General features: G+C 73.5%; 16 protein-coding genes. 5 read left to right on the top strand and 11 right to left on the bottom strand.

Annotation, left to right across the window (positions count from 1 at the left end; translation table 11 throughout):
* The first annotated feature begins 6 nt into the window (after positions 1-6).
* Positions 7-978 (top strand): hydroxyacid dehydrogenase, encoded by a 972-nt coding sequence (locus Athai_RS25780; RefSeq protein WP_203963891.1) that lies wholly within the window; start codon positions 7-9, stop codon positions 976-978.
* A gap of 47 nt (positions 979-1,025) precedes the next feature.
* Here Athai_RS25780 and Athai_RS25785 read toward each other — a convergent pair whose 3' ends face one another.
* The 5 genes from Athai_RS25785 to Athai_RS25805 form a co-directional block, all read right to left on the bottom strand.
* Positions 1,026-1,820, bottom strand: coding sequence for a MerR family transcriptional regulator (locus tag Athai_RS25785; protein ID WP_203963892.1), 795 nt, complete (start codon positions 1,818-1,820; stop codon positions 1,026-1,028).
* A gap of 15 nt (positions 1,821-1,835) precedes the next feature.
* Positions 1,836-2,651, bottom strand: a complete 816-nt coding sequence (locus Athai_RS25790; RefSeq protein ID WP_203963893.1) for an alpha/beta fold hydrolase — start codon at positions 2,649-2,651, stop codon at positions 1,836-1,838.
* Positions 2,652-2,729: 78 nt separating this feature from the next.
* A complete protein-coding gene (purH, locus tag Athai_RS25795; protein ID WP_239157168.1) occupies positions 2,730-4,286 on the bottom strand; it encodes a bifunctional phosphoribosylaminoimidazolecarboxamide formyltransferase/IMP cyclohydrolase in 1,557 nt (518 codons plus the stop codon).
* The gene (purN, locus tag Athai_RS25800; RefSeq protein WP_203963894.1) at positions 4,283-4,888 is read right to left on the bottom strand and encodes a phosphoribosylglycinamide formyltransferase; all 606 of its coding nucleotides are present in this window, start codon (positions 4,886-4,888) and stop codon (positions 4,283-4,285) included. The genes purH and purN overlap by 4 nt, the downstream gene beginning before the upstream one ends.
* A 673-nt stretch (positions 4,889-5,561) precedes the next feature.
* Positions 5,562-5,804 (bottom strand): hypothetical protein, encoded by a 243-nt coding sequence (locus Athai_RS25805; protein ID WP_203963895.1) that lies wholly within the window; start codon positions 5,802-5,804, stop codon positions 5,562-5,564.
* On the opposite strand from Athai_RS25805, the gene Athai_RS25810 reads away from it, so the two are divergent.
* Complete coding sequence (locus Athai_RS25810; RefSeq protein ID WP_203963896.1) at positions 5,791-6,039, top strand: hypothetical protein; 249 nt, start codon at positions 5,791-5,793, stop codon at positions 6,037-6,039. The genes Athai_RS25805 and Athai_RS25810 overlap by 14 nt on opposite strands.
* 185 nt (positions 6,040-6,224) lie before the next feature.
* On the top strand, positions 6,225-6,683 hold the full coding sequence (locus Athai_RS25815; RefSeq protein ID WP_203963897.1) for a DoxX family protein: 459 nt from the start codon (positions 6,225-6,227) through the stop codon (positions 6,681-6,683).
* A gap of 503 nt (positions 6,684-7,186) precedes the next feature.
* Here Athai_RS25815 and Athai_RS25820 read toward each other — a convergent pair.
* Positions 7,187-8,740 (bottom strand): cell division protein PerM, encoded by a 1,554-nt coding sequence (locus Athai_RS25820; RefSeq protein ID WP_203963898.1) that lies wholly within the window; start codon positions 8,738-8,740, stop codon positions 7,187-7,189.
* 241 nt (positions 8,741-8,981) lie between these two features.
* Here Athai_RS25820 and Athai_RS25825 point away from each other — a divergent pair, with 241 nt between their 5' ends.
* Positions 8,982-9,308 (top strand): CD225/dispanin family protein, encoded by a 327-nt coding sequence (locus tag Athai_RS25825; RefSeq protein WP_203963899.1) that lies wholly within the window; start codon positions 8,982-8,984, stop codon positions 9,306-9,308.
* Between the two features lie 87 nt (positions 9,309-9,395).
* Here the strand turns inward: Athai_RS25825 and sucD are convergent, their stop codons facing one another.
* From sucD to Athai_RS25850, 5 genes are all read right to left on the bottom strand, one after another.
* Positions 9,396-10,280, bottom strand: a complete 885-nt coding sequence (sucD, locus tag Athai_RS25830; RefSeq protein WP_203963900.1) for a succinate--CoA ligase subunit alpha — start codon at positions 10,278-10,280, stop codon at positions 9,396-9,398.
* A 1-nt stretch (position 10,281) separates the two neighbouring features.
* On the bottom strand, positions 10,282-11,463 hold the full coding sequence (gene sucC / locus Athai_RS25835) for an ADP-forming succinate--CoA ligase subunit beta (protein WP_203963901.1): 1,182 nt from the start codon (positions 11,461-11,463) through the stop codon (positions 10,282-10,284).
* Positions 11,464-11,647: 184 nt separating this feature from the next.
* Complete coding sequence (locus tag Athai_RS25840) at positions 11,648-12,289, bottom strand: double zinc ribbon domain-containing protein (protein WP_203963902.1); 642 nt, start codon at positions 12,287-12,289, stop codon at positions 11,648-11,650.
* 94 nt (positions 12,290-12,383) lie between these two features.
* Positions 12,384-12,983 carry a hypothetical protein gene (locus Athai_RS25845; protein WP_203963903.1) on the bottom strand — a complete coding sequence of 200 codons (600 nt, stop codon included), beginning with the start codon at positions 12,981-12,983 and terminating at the stop codon, positions 12,384-12,386.
* Between the two features lie 490 nt (positions 12,984-13,473).
* Entirely contained in the window at positions 13,474-13,875 is a 402-nt protein-coding gene (locus Athai_RS25850) for a coenzyme B12-dependent isobutyryl CoA mutase small subunit (RefSeq protein ID WP_203963904.1), read from the bottom strand.
* A 350-nt stretch (positions 13,876-14,225) separates the two neighbouring features.
* Here Athai_RS25850 and Athai_RS25855 point away from each other — a divergent pair, with 350 nt between their 5' ends.
* Positions 14,226-14,981: a M23 family metallopeptidase gene (locus tag Athai_RS25855; protein WP_203963905.1), complete on the top strand. Its 756-nt coding sequence runs from the start codon at positions 14,226-14,228 to the stop codon at positions 14,979-14,981.
* The last annotated feature ends 13 nt before the right edge of the window (positions 14,982-14,994 follow it).

Consider the following 14,994-nt stretch of genomic DNA (forward strand, 5'->3'; position numbering starts at 1 on the left):
AGCACGATGATCGACCATCCGGTGCTGGTGAGCGTGTCCCCCGCGCTGCGTCGCCAGTTCTTCCCGGCCGGGCTGCCCGGATTCCGGCTGGTGGACGACCATACCGGGCTCGCCGCGGCGCTGCCCGGCACGGAGATCCTGGTGACCAGCTGGGGTCAGCCGCGGCTGTCCGCCGAGCTGCTGGACCTCGCGCCGCGGCTGCGGCTGGTGGCGCACACCGGCGCCACCGTCAAGTTCTTCGTCACCGACGAGCTGTTCGACCGGGGCGTCCGCGTCACGCAGGCCGGGCAGGCGATGGCGCCGGCGGTCGGCGAGGTGGCGCTCGCGTTCACCCTGGCACTGCTGCACCAGTTGCCCCGGTTCGACCACGCGTTGCACGCCGGTACCGGCTGGGACCAGGCATCGGGCGCCCCGGCCCGGCACGAGATCGCCGGCTGCCCGATCGGGGTCGTCGGCGCCTCCCGTACCGGCCGGGCGTACATCGCGATGGCCCGGGCGCTCGGCGCCACGGTGTCGGTCGCCGACCCGCTGCTCACCGAGGCGGACGCCGCCGCGCTCGGGGTACGCCGTACCGACCTGGACACGCTGCTGCGTTCCTCGCGGATCGTCGTCCTGCACGCCCCGGTACTGCCGGAGACGCGGCACCTGATCGGCGCCCGGGAGCTGGCGCTGATGCCGGACGGTGCCGGCCTGGTCAACACCGCCCGGTCCTGGCTGGTGGACGAGCACGCGCTGCTCGCCGAGCTGGCCACCGGCCGGCTCGACGCCGCGATCGACGTGTACGACGCCGAACCGCTGCCCGCCGACCACCCGCTGCGCGGCCTGCGCAACGTGCTGCTCACCCCGCACCAGGCCGCCGGGACGGTCGAGGGCCGGCGCCGCCAGGGCGACATCGTCCTCGCCGAGATCGACCGCTACCGGTCCGGCCGCCCGCTGGAACACGAGGTCACCCCCGCCGACCTCGACCGGATGGGCTGACCGCGCGCCCGGCTCGGTGCCGGGCGTCCGCCCCGGTGCCAGGTGCGCTAACCGGCGCCGGGGCCGGTGTCGCGGTGTCCGGCGGCGGGCGGATCGCGCTGTTCCAGCCGGGTCCAGCCGGTCCAGCCGCGTTGCCGCAGCAGCGCGATCAGCCGGCGGGCGGCCGGCACGGTGTCGAATGCCAGCGCGTCCATCAGCCGTACCATCGTCGGCTCGACGCCGAGGTCGTCGACGTACCCCTCACCCAGTTGGCCGAGGTGGTCGGCCAGCTCGTCGGCGAGGGCCGCCAGGGGCGCGTCGGCGGGCTGGTCCAGCGCGCGGCCCAGGGTGCGGTAGAACCCGACGAACCGCGGGTCGGCGAGCTGCTCGGACTTGCCGGCGATCCAGTCCGGGACCCGTTCGGGCGACTGGGCGTCGAGCAGGATCCAGCCGTCCCGCTCGGCCCGGACGATCCGCTCGTCGATGCCCAGCGCCCGCATCCGGTCGAGATGGTCGACCACCTCGGGCCGCAGCGTCAGGCCGTCGCCGGCGGCGAGCCGGGCGAGGTGTTCCCGGTGCCGGCGCAGCCGCTGGATCTCGGCATCGAGCCTGGTGTCGATCTCCGCGATCGCGGCCGCGAAACTGGGCCCGTCGGCGCGCAGCAGCTCATCGACGCGGGCCAGCGGGACGCCGGCCTCGGCCAGCGTCCGGATCCTGATCAACTCGACCACGGCGCCGGCGTCGTACCGGCGGTAGCCGGAGCCGTCCCGCTCCGGTTCCGGCAGCAGCCCCCTCGCGTGGTAGTGGCGGACCGCACGGACGGTCACGCCGGCGTACGCCGCCAGCTCACCGATGGTCAACACCGTGGCCCCCGTTGGTCAGCCGGTCGACCCGACGGCCGGCGTACCCAGCATGATCCGCACGATCTCGGCGGGGTGGCTGAAGACGAGACCGTGATCGGCCTCGACCCAATGCAGGTCGACCCCGGGGCGCTCGCGGACCAGCCGCCCGACCCCGGCCCGCCAGTTCTCGTTGAGCCGCGCGACGTGGTCGTCGGCGGCGTCGCCCGCCATCGCGGTCGACATGATCATGCTGACCGGCACGTCGATCCGGCGGTACCGGTCGAGGATCGTGGCGCGCACCCCGTCGATCTCCACGTTGAGATCGAGGATCTCCTCGGCGGTCAACACCACCCGGTGCGCGCGGTCCCGACCGGCCTGCCGTACCGCCAGCTCCGTCCAGGCGGCCCGGAGCAGCGCGGCAACCGGCTCGGTCACGACCGGTTCCGGCACCGGGTTCGCCCCGTCCAGCAGTACCAGCCCGGCCACCGCGCCGGGATGTTCGGCGGCGTGGCGCACGGCCAGGTCCGCACCCATCGAGTACCCGACGAGCACCGGCGCGGTCGCCATCGGTCCGGCCGCGGCCAGTACGGCGGCCAGGTCGCGACCGAACGCGGCGACGGAGTAGTCGGCGGCGGCCGACGAGCGGCCGTGACCGCGCAGGTCGAAGGTGACCAGGTCGACGTGCCGGCGCAGGGCGCCCGCCAGCTCGGCGAGATCTGCCTGCGTGGCGTTCAGTCCCGGGCACAGGACCAGCGGGCGGCCAGCGCCGCCCCGGGCGGCGGCGATGGTGACGCCGTCGTGGTCGACGGTGAAGGGGCGCGGTGCCTGCGCTCCGGCGAGGTGGCTGTCCATGCCGCCATCCTGCGGGGTTGACCCTGCGTCAGGGTCAACCCCGCCGGATGCGAGGTGGGTGACCGGCGGCGCCGGCGATCAGTGGAAGAAGTGGCGGGTACCGGTGAAGTAGAGGGTGACGCCGGCGGCCTTCGCGGCGGCGATCGCCTCCGGGTCGCGCTTCGACCCGCCCGGCTCGACGACGGCGCGCACGCCCGCCTCGGCCAGCACCTCCAGACCGTCCGGGAACGGGAAGTAGGCGTCCGAGGCGCCCACCGACGCGGCGGCCCGCTCGGCGCCGGCCCGCTGCACCGCCAGCCGGGCGGCGTCGACCCGGTTGACCTGGCCCATCCCGACGCCGGTGGTGGCGCGGTCGGCCGCCAGCAGGATCGCGTTCGACTTGACCGCGCGGATCGCCCGCCAGGCGAACACCAGGTCGGCCAGGGTCGCCTCGTCGGCCGGCTCGCCGGCGGCCAGTGTCCAGTTCGCCGGGTCGTCGCCGGGCGCGTCGACCTTGTCCACGGTCTGCATCAGCACGCCACCGGAGATGCCGTGGAACTCCACCGGGTCCGGCGCCGCCTCGGCCGGCACCCGCAGCAGCCGGACGTTCTTCCAGCGGTTGCTGAGCACCTCGACCGCGGCCGGCTCGAAGTCCGGCGCCGCCACCACCTCGGCGAAGCTCGCCTCGGCGATGTGCCGGGCCATCGGCTCGGTGACCGCGGTGTTCGCCGCGATGACCCCGCCGTACGCCGACAGCGGGTCACAGGCCTGCGCCTTCGCGTACGCGTCGGCCACGTCGGCGCCGACCGCGATGCCGCACGGGTTGGCGTGCTTGATGATCGCCACGCACGGCTCGGTGAAGTCGTGCGCCGCCCGCCACGCCGCATCCGTGTCGGTGTAGTTGTTGTACGACATCTCCTTGCCGTGCAGCTGCTCGGCGTGTGCCAGGCCCGGCCGCCAGTGCGTGTACAGCGCCGCCTGCTGGTGCGGGTTCTCCCCGTACCGCAGGGTGGTGGCGAGGTCCCAGGTGGCGCCGGTCCAGCCGGGGAAGCCGTCCTCGGTCTGGCCGCCCAGCCAGGACGCGACCGCCACGTCGTACGACGCGGTGTGCCGGAACGCGCCCAGCGCGTACCGCTGGCGCTGCTCGGGCGTGGTGCCACCGGCCGCGATCGCCTCGATCAGCTCCGGGTACAGCTCCGGCGAGACGACCACCGCGACGTTCGCGTGGTTCTTCGCCGAGCTGCGCACCATCGCCGGCCCGCCGATGTCGATCTGTTCGATGCACTCGTCGAACGACGCGCCCGAGGCCACCGTCTGCCGGAACGGGTACAGGTTGCTCACCAGCAGGTCGAACGGCTCGACGCCGAGCTCGGCCAGCTGCTTGACGTGCTCGTCGCGCCGGACGTCGGCGAGCAGGCCGGCGTGCACCTTCGGGTGCAGCGTCTTGACCCGCCCGTCCAGGCACTCCGGGAACCCGGTGAGCTGCTCGATCGGCGTCACCGGCACGCCGTACGAGGAGATCGTGCGGGCGCTGTTGCCGGTCGACACGATCTCCACGCCGGCATCGGCCAGCGCCCGGGCCAGCGTCTCCAGGCCGGTCTTGTCGTACACGCTGATCAGCGCGCGGCGGATCGGCTTCCTCGCGATGTCGCTCACGGAACGGTGACCTTTCTTCCGGTGACCGTCCAGCCCTCCCGGACCATCCGGCCGACGTACTCCACCAGCTGCGGCCGTTCGGCCTGCTTGATGCGCTCGGACAGGCTTTCCTCGGTGTCGTCGTCGAGCACCGGGACCGCCACCTGGGCGATGATCGCGCCGGTGTCGACACCCTCGTCCACCAGGAACAACGTGGCACCGGCGAGTTTGACACCGTACGCGAGGGCGTCTCGCGGACCGTGGATGCCGGGGAACGCCGGCAGCAGCGCGTTGTGCGTGTTGAGGTAGCGGCCACCGAACTCGGCCAGGAACGCCGGCCCGACGAGCTTCAGGAAACCGGCCGAGACCACCAGGTCCGGCTGGTACTTGGCGACCTGCTCGGTCAGCGCGACGTCCCAGGCGGCCCGATCGGGAAAGTCACCGACCCGCGCCACGAACGTGTCGGCACCGGCGCGCGCACCGCGGGCCAGCCCCTCGACGCCCGGCCGGTCGGCGCCGACCGCCACCACGGTCGCGCCGTACGCCGGGTCGGCGCAGGCGTCGAGCAACGCCTGCAGGTTGGACCCCGCCCCGGACACCAGGACGACGAGGCGAGCTGCCACGCGCTACTCCTCCGGCGGTTTCGGCCGTGCCGTCGCGACGGCCGGATCGACCCGGACCGCGCCCCAGCGGTCCGTGCACGTCGGCGCGGCTGACCGCCCTCAGCAGCGGCGACGCCCACACGATAGCCGGTACGACCGGGCGCCCCACGCGCGGCCGGCGCCCGGCAGGAGCCAGCTCACCCGCATGGTGCGGCCCGCCACCCGGGCGTCGGCGGTGCCCGGGAAGCCCGACCCGAGCCCCCGCCCCGCCCGGCCACCCCGGACCGGCGCAATTCGCCCGTCCAGCCGCATCGCGCACGTCCGGCCGGTAAGACTGGGGGGTCGGAGACAACGCGCACGGTCGCCGCCGGGAGGCAGCGACCGGACGAGGGGGGACCAGCACCGTGACATACCCACCGCCACCACCGCGCGGGCCGGGCGAGCCGGAGGATCCGGACCACGGCGGCCGGCCCCGCCCCGAACCCGGCTACGGTGGCCCGTCCGACCGGCCGCCCGGCCCACCGTCCGGCCCGCCAAGCGGCTACCCGGGACAGCCTTCGGGGCCGCCCTACGGCCAGCCCTCGGGCCCGCCCGGCCAGCCCTCGGGCCCGCCCTACGGCCAGCCGTCCGGGCCACCCGGACCGCCGCCGGGCCAGCCCGGTGGCTACCCGGGCCAACCCGGCGGGTACCCGGGTCAGCCCGGCGAGTACGGCCAGCCGTCCGGGCCACCGCCCGGCGAGTACGGGCAGCCGTCCGGCCCGCCGTACGGGCAACCGCCCGGCACGCCGTACGGCCAGCCCGGCGAGTACGGCCAGCAGCCCGGGTACGGCGCGCCCGGCGGCCCCGGCGTACCGCCGCCGCCCCCGCCGTACCAGGCCGGCGGGACGCCGGACAGCAGCGGCAACGTGCTCAACCTGCTGTCGATGATCGCCGGCATCGTGTCGATCGTGATCTGCTGCTTCTACGCCGGCGTGTGGGCCGGCGTCCCGGCGATCGTGCTCGGCATCCTCGGCCGGAAGAAGGCCGACGCCGGTCAGGCCACCAACAAGACGATGGGCACGGTGGGCCTGATCCTGGGGATCATCGGCGCCGTGATCTTCATCGTCCAGATCATCCTGGTCATCACCGGCGTCAGCGCCAACTGGGTGCGCAACGTCCAGAACCAGGGGTGACCGCGTCCGCCGGGTGGGTGGCCGGGCCGCCCACCCGGTGCGCGGCTCGTCCGCCGTCGCCGCGGCCGGTGTCGGCCTCGACGGGATCCGGTCGGGTCGCGAACCAGGCGTGTCACATTCCTCCCGCCGCACCGGTCAACCAGCTGTCCCGAACCGAGCGGCCTGGCGAGGAAGAGGAACCCCCGATGACCACGATCGAGCGACGCGAGACCCGGCCCGCCACAAGGGCGCGGTTGCGCATGATCGCGTACTGGTCCAGCACCCTGATCCTGGTGTTCGTCCTGAGCACCGGCGCCTACGGCGAGATGACCCGGCAGTACGGCACCCTCGAGACGCACACCATCCTGGGGTATCCCACGTACTTCCTGTCCATCATCGCGACGTGGAAACTGCTCGGCAGCGCGGCGATCCTGGTGCCGAGATTCGGGCGGCTCAAGGAGTGGGCGTACGCCGGAATGTTCTTCAACATGTCCGGGGCCTTCATCTCGCACCTGGTCCGGCACGACTACGGTGCCGGCGGCTATCACCTCGTCGTCACCGCGGCCATCACGTTGCTGGTGGTCGCCTCCTGGGCGCTGCGTCCCGCGAACCGGATGCCCGCAGCGAGCCCGGCGCATCCTGAACCGGCCGCCCGGCCCCGATAGGCGCAGGGCGCGATCGAGCCCCGGTGCGTCGGCTCGGACGACCGCGCGGCGAACGGCCGCTAAGCTTTCGCCCATCCAGCGATGGTTTGCGAGGAGCCGATGACGCAGCCCGGCCAGCCCGACCCGCCGCGGGGCCCCACGCCGCCGCACGCCGGCTCCCCCGCACCGGGGGGTCGCCCGGTGCCGCCGCAGGCCCGGCCGGAGCCGGTGCTGGAAGGCGAGGTGTTGCCGCCGCTGCCGAACCCACCGCCACACCAGCCGTACGCCGCACCGCAGCCCGCACCCGCCCCGCAGCCACCGCCGGCACCACGACCGGCGCCGGCACCGCAGCCCGGTACCCCGCCGCCCGCCGGGCGGTGCCGTTCAGCGCCAACCTGGGGACCGCGGTGGCGATGTTTCTGCTGTTCCCGCCGTTCGCGCTGCCGGCGACCATCGACGCCCGGCGGGCCCGGATCGCGTACCGGGCGGGTCAGGTCGGCCTCGCCCAGGACAACGCGAACGAGTCACGTCGCTGGACCCGCGCCGGTTTCGTCGCCGGGCCGATCTGCTGGGTGCTGGCGGCCTGCTGCGGGCTCGGCGGCTGGATCCTGCACGGGGTCGGCCTGCTCCTCTGACCCGGCCGCGCTCGCCGTGCCACCGCGGGCGGGTGCGACCGCGCCCGAGCCGCCGGCCGCACCGCCCGCACCCGAGCCGCCGGCCTCGCCGGCCTCGCCGGCCTCGCCGGCCGCGCCCGCCGCCACCGAGCCGTCGCCGAGACCGCTCGTCCCGGCCGCTGGGCCGTCGGTCTCGGCCGTGGCAGTGGCCGTGGCCGTGGGCCCCAGGTTCGTCGAGCCGGTCGGTGCCGGTCGCGGACGGACCCGGGCGATGGTGCGGGCGGTGAGCCCGGCGGCCATCGCGGCGAGCCCGATCAGGCCGGCCACCGCCAGCCCGAGCTGCCACCAGGACGGTCCGATCGTGGCGAGCCGGCCGCCGCCGAGGCTGCCGGCCGACAGCGCGCCCGCCACCGCGAACAGCGCACCCGCCACCGCGCCGGACAGCGCGGTCGCGAGCAGCAGCGGGGTCAGCCCGGGCCCGGTGTCGCGGCGGGCGGCGAGCCAGCCGGTCGCCACCCCGACCAGCAGCGGCAACCCGAGCAGCAGCGCACCAGTGGCCGGCGCCGCGCTCGTCGGCAGCGCCGCGAGCAGCGGTATCGCCGGCACCGGCCCGAGATGCACGCCGCCGATGCCGACCGCGGTGTGCGCGCCGAACGCGAAACCCGGCCCGGACAGGTAGGCCACCGCCCACACCGAGACGGTCGGCGCGTACAGCAGGCAGAGCAGCGTCAGGCCGATGTCGCCGACCGGACCGGCCTGGTACGCGCGAAACGTGTCCGCGGCTCGGTCGGCGTGCCAGGCGAGCGAACCGCCGGCAGTGAACGCGCCGAGCCCGAGCAGGGTCACCGCGGCGAACGCGCCGGAGCGCAGCCCGAGCCGTACGGCCGGGGAGAGCTGGCCGCCGATGTGCCGCAGCATGCCGCTCCGGTGCGCGACCCCGACCACCGCGCAGACCAGCGCGAACCCGCCGGCGGTGAGGAACGCTCGCGGCACCGGGACGGACACCTCTGGCCCGGACACCAGCAGCGCCAGCAGCGCGGCGAGCAGGCCGTACCCGACGGCGACGCCGACCGCGCCGAGCAGCGCGGCGCGCCGGTCCCCGAGCGCCCGGGCGGTGTTGCCGCCGGCCCGGACCAGCCGCCAGCCGATGAACGCGGTCAGCGCGAGCGGCACCAGCCCGTACGGCCCGATCGGGGTGTGGATCGGCACGCCGTTGCCGAGCAGCCAGGCGGCGCCGGCGACCCGGAGCGCGCTGGTGGCGGCGCCGGCCCCGCCGGCGACCAGCCAGCCGAGCAGGACCAGCACCAGCAGCGGGACGAAGGAGACGAGCGCGGCCCAGCCGGCGGTCGCGGCGGCCGCGACGAACACCGAGGCACGCCCCAGCGGCGCGGCATCGGGAGTGGTCGTCGCCGGCGCGGGTGGGGAGTCCTCGGCGGGAGCGGTGCTCGGTTCGGTGACGGACATGACGCTCTCACCGAACACCATCGGCGGCCGGATCGCCGCAACGACACGCGGTGCGGCCGGCATCGGCATCGAAAAGCCGGCCACCGTCACCCGACGTGATCATCGCCCCGCAAACGAGTCAAGTTGCGTGCGTACGGCATCATCTGATGCCGACCAGGGTGTTCCGGGTGTGGCGCCGCTTCATTACGCTGACCCGCACCCGACCCAACACACCCCTCTAAGGAGAACGATGCAGCCGGGTATGCCTCCCCCACCGGGGTACCAGCAGGGACCCCCGCCTGGCGCGCCCCAGGAGCCGGTCAACAGCCACATGGGCTGGGCGATCGGTGCCATCTTCCTGTTCTGGCCGCTCGCCATCCCGGCGATCATGGCCGCCAGCCGCTGCAACGCCGCAGTCGCCGCTGGTGACTACATGGGCGCGCAGGCGGCGTCCGAGGACGCCAAGAAGTGGGCGAAGCTCGCCACCATCATCGGCATCTGCTGGTACGTGCTGAGCTGCCTGATCTTCGGGCTGGCCAGCTGCGGCGGTCTGATGGCCGCCAACTCCGCTGCCACCAGCACCTACTAGCCAACGCGAGAAGGGGCACACCACGCGGTGTGCCCCTTCTTCGTGCCCGAGCCGCGGCGGTCGCGGTGCGCCGCCGCGCGACGGGTCCTACTTCTGCATCAGCTCGCGCATCAGGTTCGCGGTCTCGGTCGGCGTCTTGCCGACCTTGACCCCGGCCGCCTCCAGCGCGTCCTTCTTCGCCGCGGCGGTACCGGAGGAACCGGAGATGATCGCGCCGGCGTGCCCCATGGTCTTGCCGGGCGGCGCGGTGAAGCCGGCGACGTAGCCGACGACCGGCTTCGTCACGTGCGCCTTGATGTAGTCGGCGGCGCGCTCCTCGGCGTCGCCGCCGATCTCGCCGATCATCACGATCGCGTCGGTCTCCGGGTCCGCCTCGAACGCCGCCAGGCAGTCGATGTGGGTGGTCCCGATGACCGGGTCACCGCCGATGCCGACCGCGGTGGAGAAGCCGATGTCGCGCAGCTCGTACATCATCTGGTAGGTCAGCGTCCCGGACTTCGACACCAGGCCGATCCGGCCCGGGCCGGTGATGCTGGCCGGGATGATGCCGGCGTACGACTTGCCGGGGCTCGCGACGCCGGGGCAGTTCGGGCCGACGATGCGGGTCCTGTTGCCCTTGGCCGACGCGTACGCCCAGGCCGCGGTCGAGTCGTGCACCGGGATGCCCTCGGTGATGACCACCGCGAGCGGGATCTCGGCGTCGACCGCCTCGATGATCGCGTCCTTGGCGAACTTCGGCGGCACGAAGATGACCGACGTGTCGGCGCCCGTCTCCTTCATCGCCTCGGCCACGGTGCCGAACACCGGCAGCTCGGTCCCGTCGAAGTCGACCTTCTGGCCGGCCTTGCGCGGGTTCACGCCGCCGACCAGGTTGCTGCCGGCGGCCAGCATCTTCTTGGTGTGCTTGGTGCCCTCGGAGCCGGTGATCCCCTGGACAATGATCTTGCTGTTCTCGGTGAGGAAGATCGCCATCTCAGGCCCCCTGCGCGGCGAGTTCGGCGGCGCGGCGGGCCGCACCGTCCATGGTGTCCACCTGTTGCACCAGCGGGTGCTTCGCCTCGGTGAGGATGCGACGGCCCTCCTCGGCGTTGTTGCCGTCGAGCCGGACGACCAGCGGCTTGCTGACGTCCTCACCGCGGTCCGCGAGCACCTGCAACGCCTGGACGATCCCGTTCGCGACGGCGTCGCAGGCGGTGATGCCGCCGAACACGTTCACGAACACCGACCTGACGGCCGGGTCGGACAGGATGATCTCCAGCCCGTTCGCCATCACCTCGGCGCTCGCGCCGCCGCCGATGTCCAGGAAGTTCGCCGGCTTCGGCGAACCGGGCAGGTCCTCGCCCGCGTAGGCGACCACGTCCAGGGTGGACATGACCAGGCCGGCGCCGTTGCCGATGATGCCGACCTCGCCGTCGAGCTTGACGTAGTTGAGGTGCTTCTCCTTGGCCCGCTGCTCCAGCGGGTCGACCGCGCTGCTGTCCGCCAGCTCGGCCTGCTCCGGGTGGCGGAACTCGGCGTTCTCGTCCAGCGTCACCTTCGCGTCGAGCGCGAGCACCCGGCCGTCGGTGGTCCTCGCCAGCGGGTTCACCTCGACCAGCGTGGCGTCCTCGGCCACGAACGCCGCCCACAGCTTGATGACCAGCTCGGCGACCTGGTCGGCCACCTCGGCCGGGAAGCCGGTCGCGGCGACGATCTCGTCCGCCTTCGCCCGATCCACGCCGACGTTGGCGTCGATCGCGATCTTCGCGACCTGGTCCGGAGACTCCTCGGCGACCTGCTCGATCTCCACCCCGCCCTGCACGCTGGACATCGCCAGGAAGGTGCGGTTGGCCCGGTCGAGCAGGAACGAGAAGTAGTACTCCTCGGCGATGTCGGCGGTGACCGCCAGCATCACCTTGTGAACGGTATGACCCTTGATGTCCATACCGAGGATGTCGGTCGCGCGAGCCTGCGCGTCCGCTGCGTCGTCGGCGAGCTTGACGCCACCAGCCTTGCCCCGGCCACCGGTCTTGACCTGGGCCTTCACCACGACCCGGCCGCCGAGCTGGTCGGCCACCTTCCGGGCCTCGTCGGGGGTGCTAGCGACGCCGCCGTCCAACACCGGCACACCGTGCCGCGCGAACAGCTCCCGCGCCTGGTACTCGTACAGGTCCACGTGCGCGTCCCGTTCCGTCGTCCTTGACGTTCGTCATTGTCTCGCTGCCACCGCAGCGCTCTACCGGCGCAGGGTAGCGACGCAGACCCGTCCACGCCCGCCCGGGTGTCCCTGATGCCTGCTACGTCACCCCGTACCGGCGGGGCGGTGACCGACGGCCACCCGGCCATGGTGCACCGGATCGTCAGAGCTTGCTGCCGCACTCGGCGCAGAACAGGGCGCCGACCCGGTTGCCGTCGTGCCCGCAACCCGGGCAGCGGGTCTTGGGGGCCAGCGAGGCGCCGCAGGACGAGCAGAACTTGCCGCCGTCGACCTTCGCCGCGCACTCCGGGCACTGCACCACCGCCCGGTGCCCGACGTCCAACCCCTCGGTCCAGTCGGTCCGCTGCGCCTTCTCCCAGATCTGGTCGCGCTGCGCGGCGGCCTGCGCGCGGGACATCTCCTCGGCGACCGCCGGGGCGCATTGCAGGCACTGGCCGATGTCGTCGTTCCAGCACACGTCGACGCACATCCAGTCGCCGCAGCCGCGGCACTGCCGGAACCGGCCGCGTACCGCCGTGACCGCTTCGGTGAGTGCGCGGTCCTTGGCCGGCGAGTTCGTGGCCCGGTCGTACCGCCACTGCTCGACGGACCGGCTGACGTCCTCGGCCATGCCACCGAACAGGGAGCCGACCGCGCGCAGCAGGCCGCGCCCGGTCTCCACCTTGTCCCGCTTGAACGGCGAGCGGTACCCGTTGCCACATCGTTCACAACGGAACTCGAACTGATAGCCCTCGGTGTTGGAGAGGTCGTCGACGTTGTCGGTGAAGGGTACGAGATCGGGCACGAAACGACGGTAACGATCCGATCGACCGATCAGATCGGGAGAACGGCCAAAGATGGTGGGTAGAAATACCGGTGGCAGGGCGGGCCCGGTGGGGTCACTCGGCCTCGGCGCGGACCCGTTCGCCGCCGAGCGAGTGCAGCCGGCCGAGCACGTCGGGCAGCTGCGCCCGGGTGAACCAGGCGTGCACCGCGAACGAGCTGTCGCACCAGCGCCGCCGCCGGCGCACCTCCATCAGCAGGTCGTCGGACTTCTGCCGGACCGTCGCCTCGCCCAGCTCGCTGCGCACGCACAGCACGGCGGCCCGCCGGTACTCGACGAGTTCGACCGTCTCCACCGTGTCCCACGGCAGGAACAGCCCGCGCACCTTGATGGTGCCGCCCATCCGCAGCCAGACCCCCTGCTCGTCGGCCACCAGCAGCGGGCCGCGGGACTCGGCGCGCCAGCGCTGGATCACCAGCACCACGCCGATGATCACCACGACGGCGCCGAGCAGCCAGGCGATCAGTGTGGGGGTGTCCACGTCGAAGGCGCCGGTGGTCAGGCCGATCGCGGCGAGCGCGATCCACAGCGCCATCATCGCGATGCCGACGGCGAGGCGCCGACCGTACCGGCGGGCGATGCGGCGGATGTCCGGCTCGACCACGACGGGCCGGCCAGCGGGCACCCGGGTCGTGTACCGAGGGGCGTCGTTCACGACAGCATTCTCCTGTACGGACCGGACGTGGCGTGCGGGCGGCTCGGCGACGGTGGCCGATGTCGCCCACGACCACCGGCGGCGGCGCTCGGGCCGGATGGCCCTCCCACCTTGCCAGCAAACGGTCCGAAAGGGAAACCGGCCCGCGGATTCGTCCGTACCGCGGCCGAGACGCCCCGGTTTGCGGCCGGGGTTCGCCACCGGCCGCGGCGGCTCTTCGGCCGGCACCGGCGGGCAGAAAGAAGGGGCCGGGTGCACCCCTCAGACACCCGGCCCCTATGCACGACGCCCTGCCGCCACCCCTCGACCGACAGGGCATCGGCCGTCTTGCTGCGCCGGTACCGAATCGCTTCGACGCCGACGTTGATCTCAACGACGGTCCGTGATCGAGGTAACGCCCAGTCGCGTTGACTTTTACAGAGAGTTCCCAACGATGGGTACGCGCGGCGGTCGCCAGGGGCCAGACCCCAGGCGACGGACGGCGAATCGCTCAGACCCGCGCCGGTACGTTCTGGGTGACCCAGTCGACGATCGCCTGCGTGCTGGCGCCCGGGGTGAAGATCTTGGCGACGCCGATGCGCTCCAGTTCGGGCAGGTCGGCGTCCGGGATGATGCCGCCACCGAAGACCACGATGTCGCTCGCGTCGCGTTCGGCGAGCAGCTCCACCAGCTTGGCGAACAGCGTCATGTGCGCGCCGGAGAGTACGGAGAGGCCGATCGCGTCGGCGTCCTCCTGCAGCGCCGTCGCGACGATCTGCTCCGGGGTCTGGTGCAGGCCGGTGTACACGACCTCCATGCCGGCGTCCCGCAGCGCGCGGGCCACCACCTTGGCGCCACGATCGTGCCCGTCCAGCCCAGGCTTGGCGACCACGACCCGGATCCGTCCACTCATCGTCCGTCCCTCCGCTGCGACCTGAACGAATCCTAAGCCGTCGGCGCAGGAACCGCGCCCGCCGGCAGCCGCGGGTACGACGCGAGCGGCACCGGGCGCGGTTTCCCCAGGCCACGGTGCCCCGTACGGGGAGGCGAGCGGCACAGTGTGACGCTTCCCGCACCGGATGAACCGCCCCAATCGCGATGTATCGATCCTCGCATCGAGGCCGGTAGCCGGTGCGGCACGCAAACGCGGACACTCCGCGCTGCCCTCGATGCCTACCGTGATCGCCGCGCCGGTGCTGGTTGTCGGCGCGGCGACTCGCGGCGACACCCCCGCCGCCGCGGACGACCCTGGAGGACCGAACGTTGGCGCTGCTGCCGAGGAGGTTCCGCACCACCGGCCGACACCACCTGCCGGCCCGGCGCGGCCGGCGCACCCTGACCGTCGCCGCCATCCTGACCATGACGGCGGCGTTGGGCGCCGGCGCCGCCTACGCGGCCACCGACCAGCCGGCCGGCCCGTCCGCCGAGCCGCGGGCCTCGACCGCGCGGGCCACCGCGGACCGGCAACAGGCCGCCTCGCAGCGGGCCTCGCGCGGCAAGGCCCGTACCGCGTCGCCGGCGCCCGGCGCGTCCCGCTCGGCGTCCCCGTCCGCGTCCGGATCGGCGTCCGCGTCGCCGCGCCCGTCCCGGAGCACGTCGGCGAAACCGAAGGCGAAACCGGTCGAGTGGGTACTGCCGGTGCACGGCTACACGGTCACCTCGCAGTTCGGCGCCCGGTGGGGCACCAACCATCCCGGCATCGACCTCGCCGTCGCCACCGGCACGCCGGTGTACGCGGCGCACTCCGGCACCGTCACGCTGGCCGGCGCGGACGGCGGGTACGGCAACGGTGTCGAGATCGACGACGGCGCTGGGCTGTCCACTGTGTACGGTCACAACTCGTCGGTGACGGTGTCCGCCGGGCAGCACGTCACGCGGGGCCAGCTGATCGCGTACTCCGGGTCGACGGGCGACTCGACCGGCCCGCACGTGCACTTCGAGCTGCGCCGCAACGGCGTCGCCTTCGACCCGGTGCCCTACCTGCGGGCCCGCGGGCTCGATCTGCTCGCCGGCGGCTGACCCCGGCGTTGCC

The sequence above is a fragment of the Actinocatenispora thailandica genome (genome assembly GCF_016865425.1).
GTDB classification, from domain to species: domain Bacteria; phylum Actinomycetota; class Actinomycetes; order Mycobacteriales; family Micromonosporaceae; genus Actinocatenispora; species Actinocatenispora thailandica.

Coding starts and splice junctions, on each gene's coding strand:
- Athai_RS25810 (WP_203963896.1), top strand. CDS start 5,791: ATGATCGCCGGCATCGTGTCGATCGTGATCTGCTGCTTCTACGCCGGC.
- Athai_RS25820 (WP_203963898.1), bottom strand. CDS start 8,740: ATGTCCGTCACCGAACCGAGCACCGCTCCCGCCGAGGACTCCCCACCC.
- Athai_RS25815 (WP_203963897.1), top strand. CDS start 6,225: ATGACCACGATCGAGCGACGCGAGACCCGGCCCGCCACAAGGGCGCGG.
- Athai_RS25790 (WP_203963893.1), bottom strand. CDS start 2,651: ATGGACAGCCACCTCGCCGGAGCGCAGGCACCGCGCCCCTTCACCGTC.
- Athai_RS25780 (WP_203963891.1), top strand. CDS start 7: ATGATCGACCATCCGGTGCTGGTGAGCGTGTCCCCCGCGCTGCGTCGC.
- sucD (WP_203963900.1), bottom strand. CDS start 10,280: ATGGCGATCTTCCTCACCGAGAACAGCAAGATCATTGTCCAGGGGATC.
- Athai_RS25805 (WP_203963895.1), bottom strand. CDS start 5,804: ATGCCGGCGATCATCGACAGCAGGTTGAGCACGTTGCCGCTGCTGTCC.
- Athai_RS25850 (WP_203963904.1), bottom strand. CDS start 13,875: ATGAGTGGACGGATCCGGGTCGTGGTCGCCAAGCCTGGGCTGGACGGG.
- Athai_RS25825 (WP_203963899.1), top strand. CDS start 8,982: ATGCCTCCCCCACCGGGGTACCAGCAGGGACCCCCGCCTGGCGCGCCC.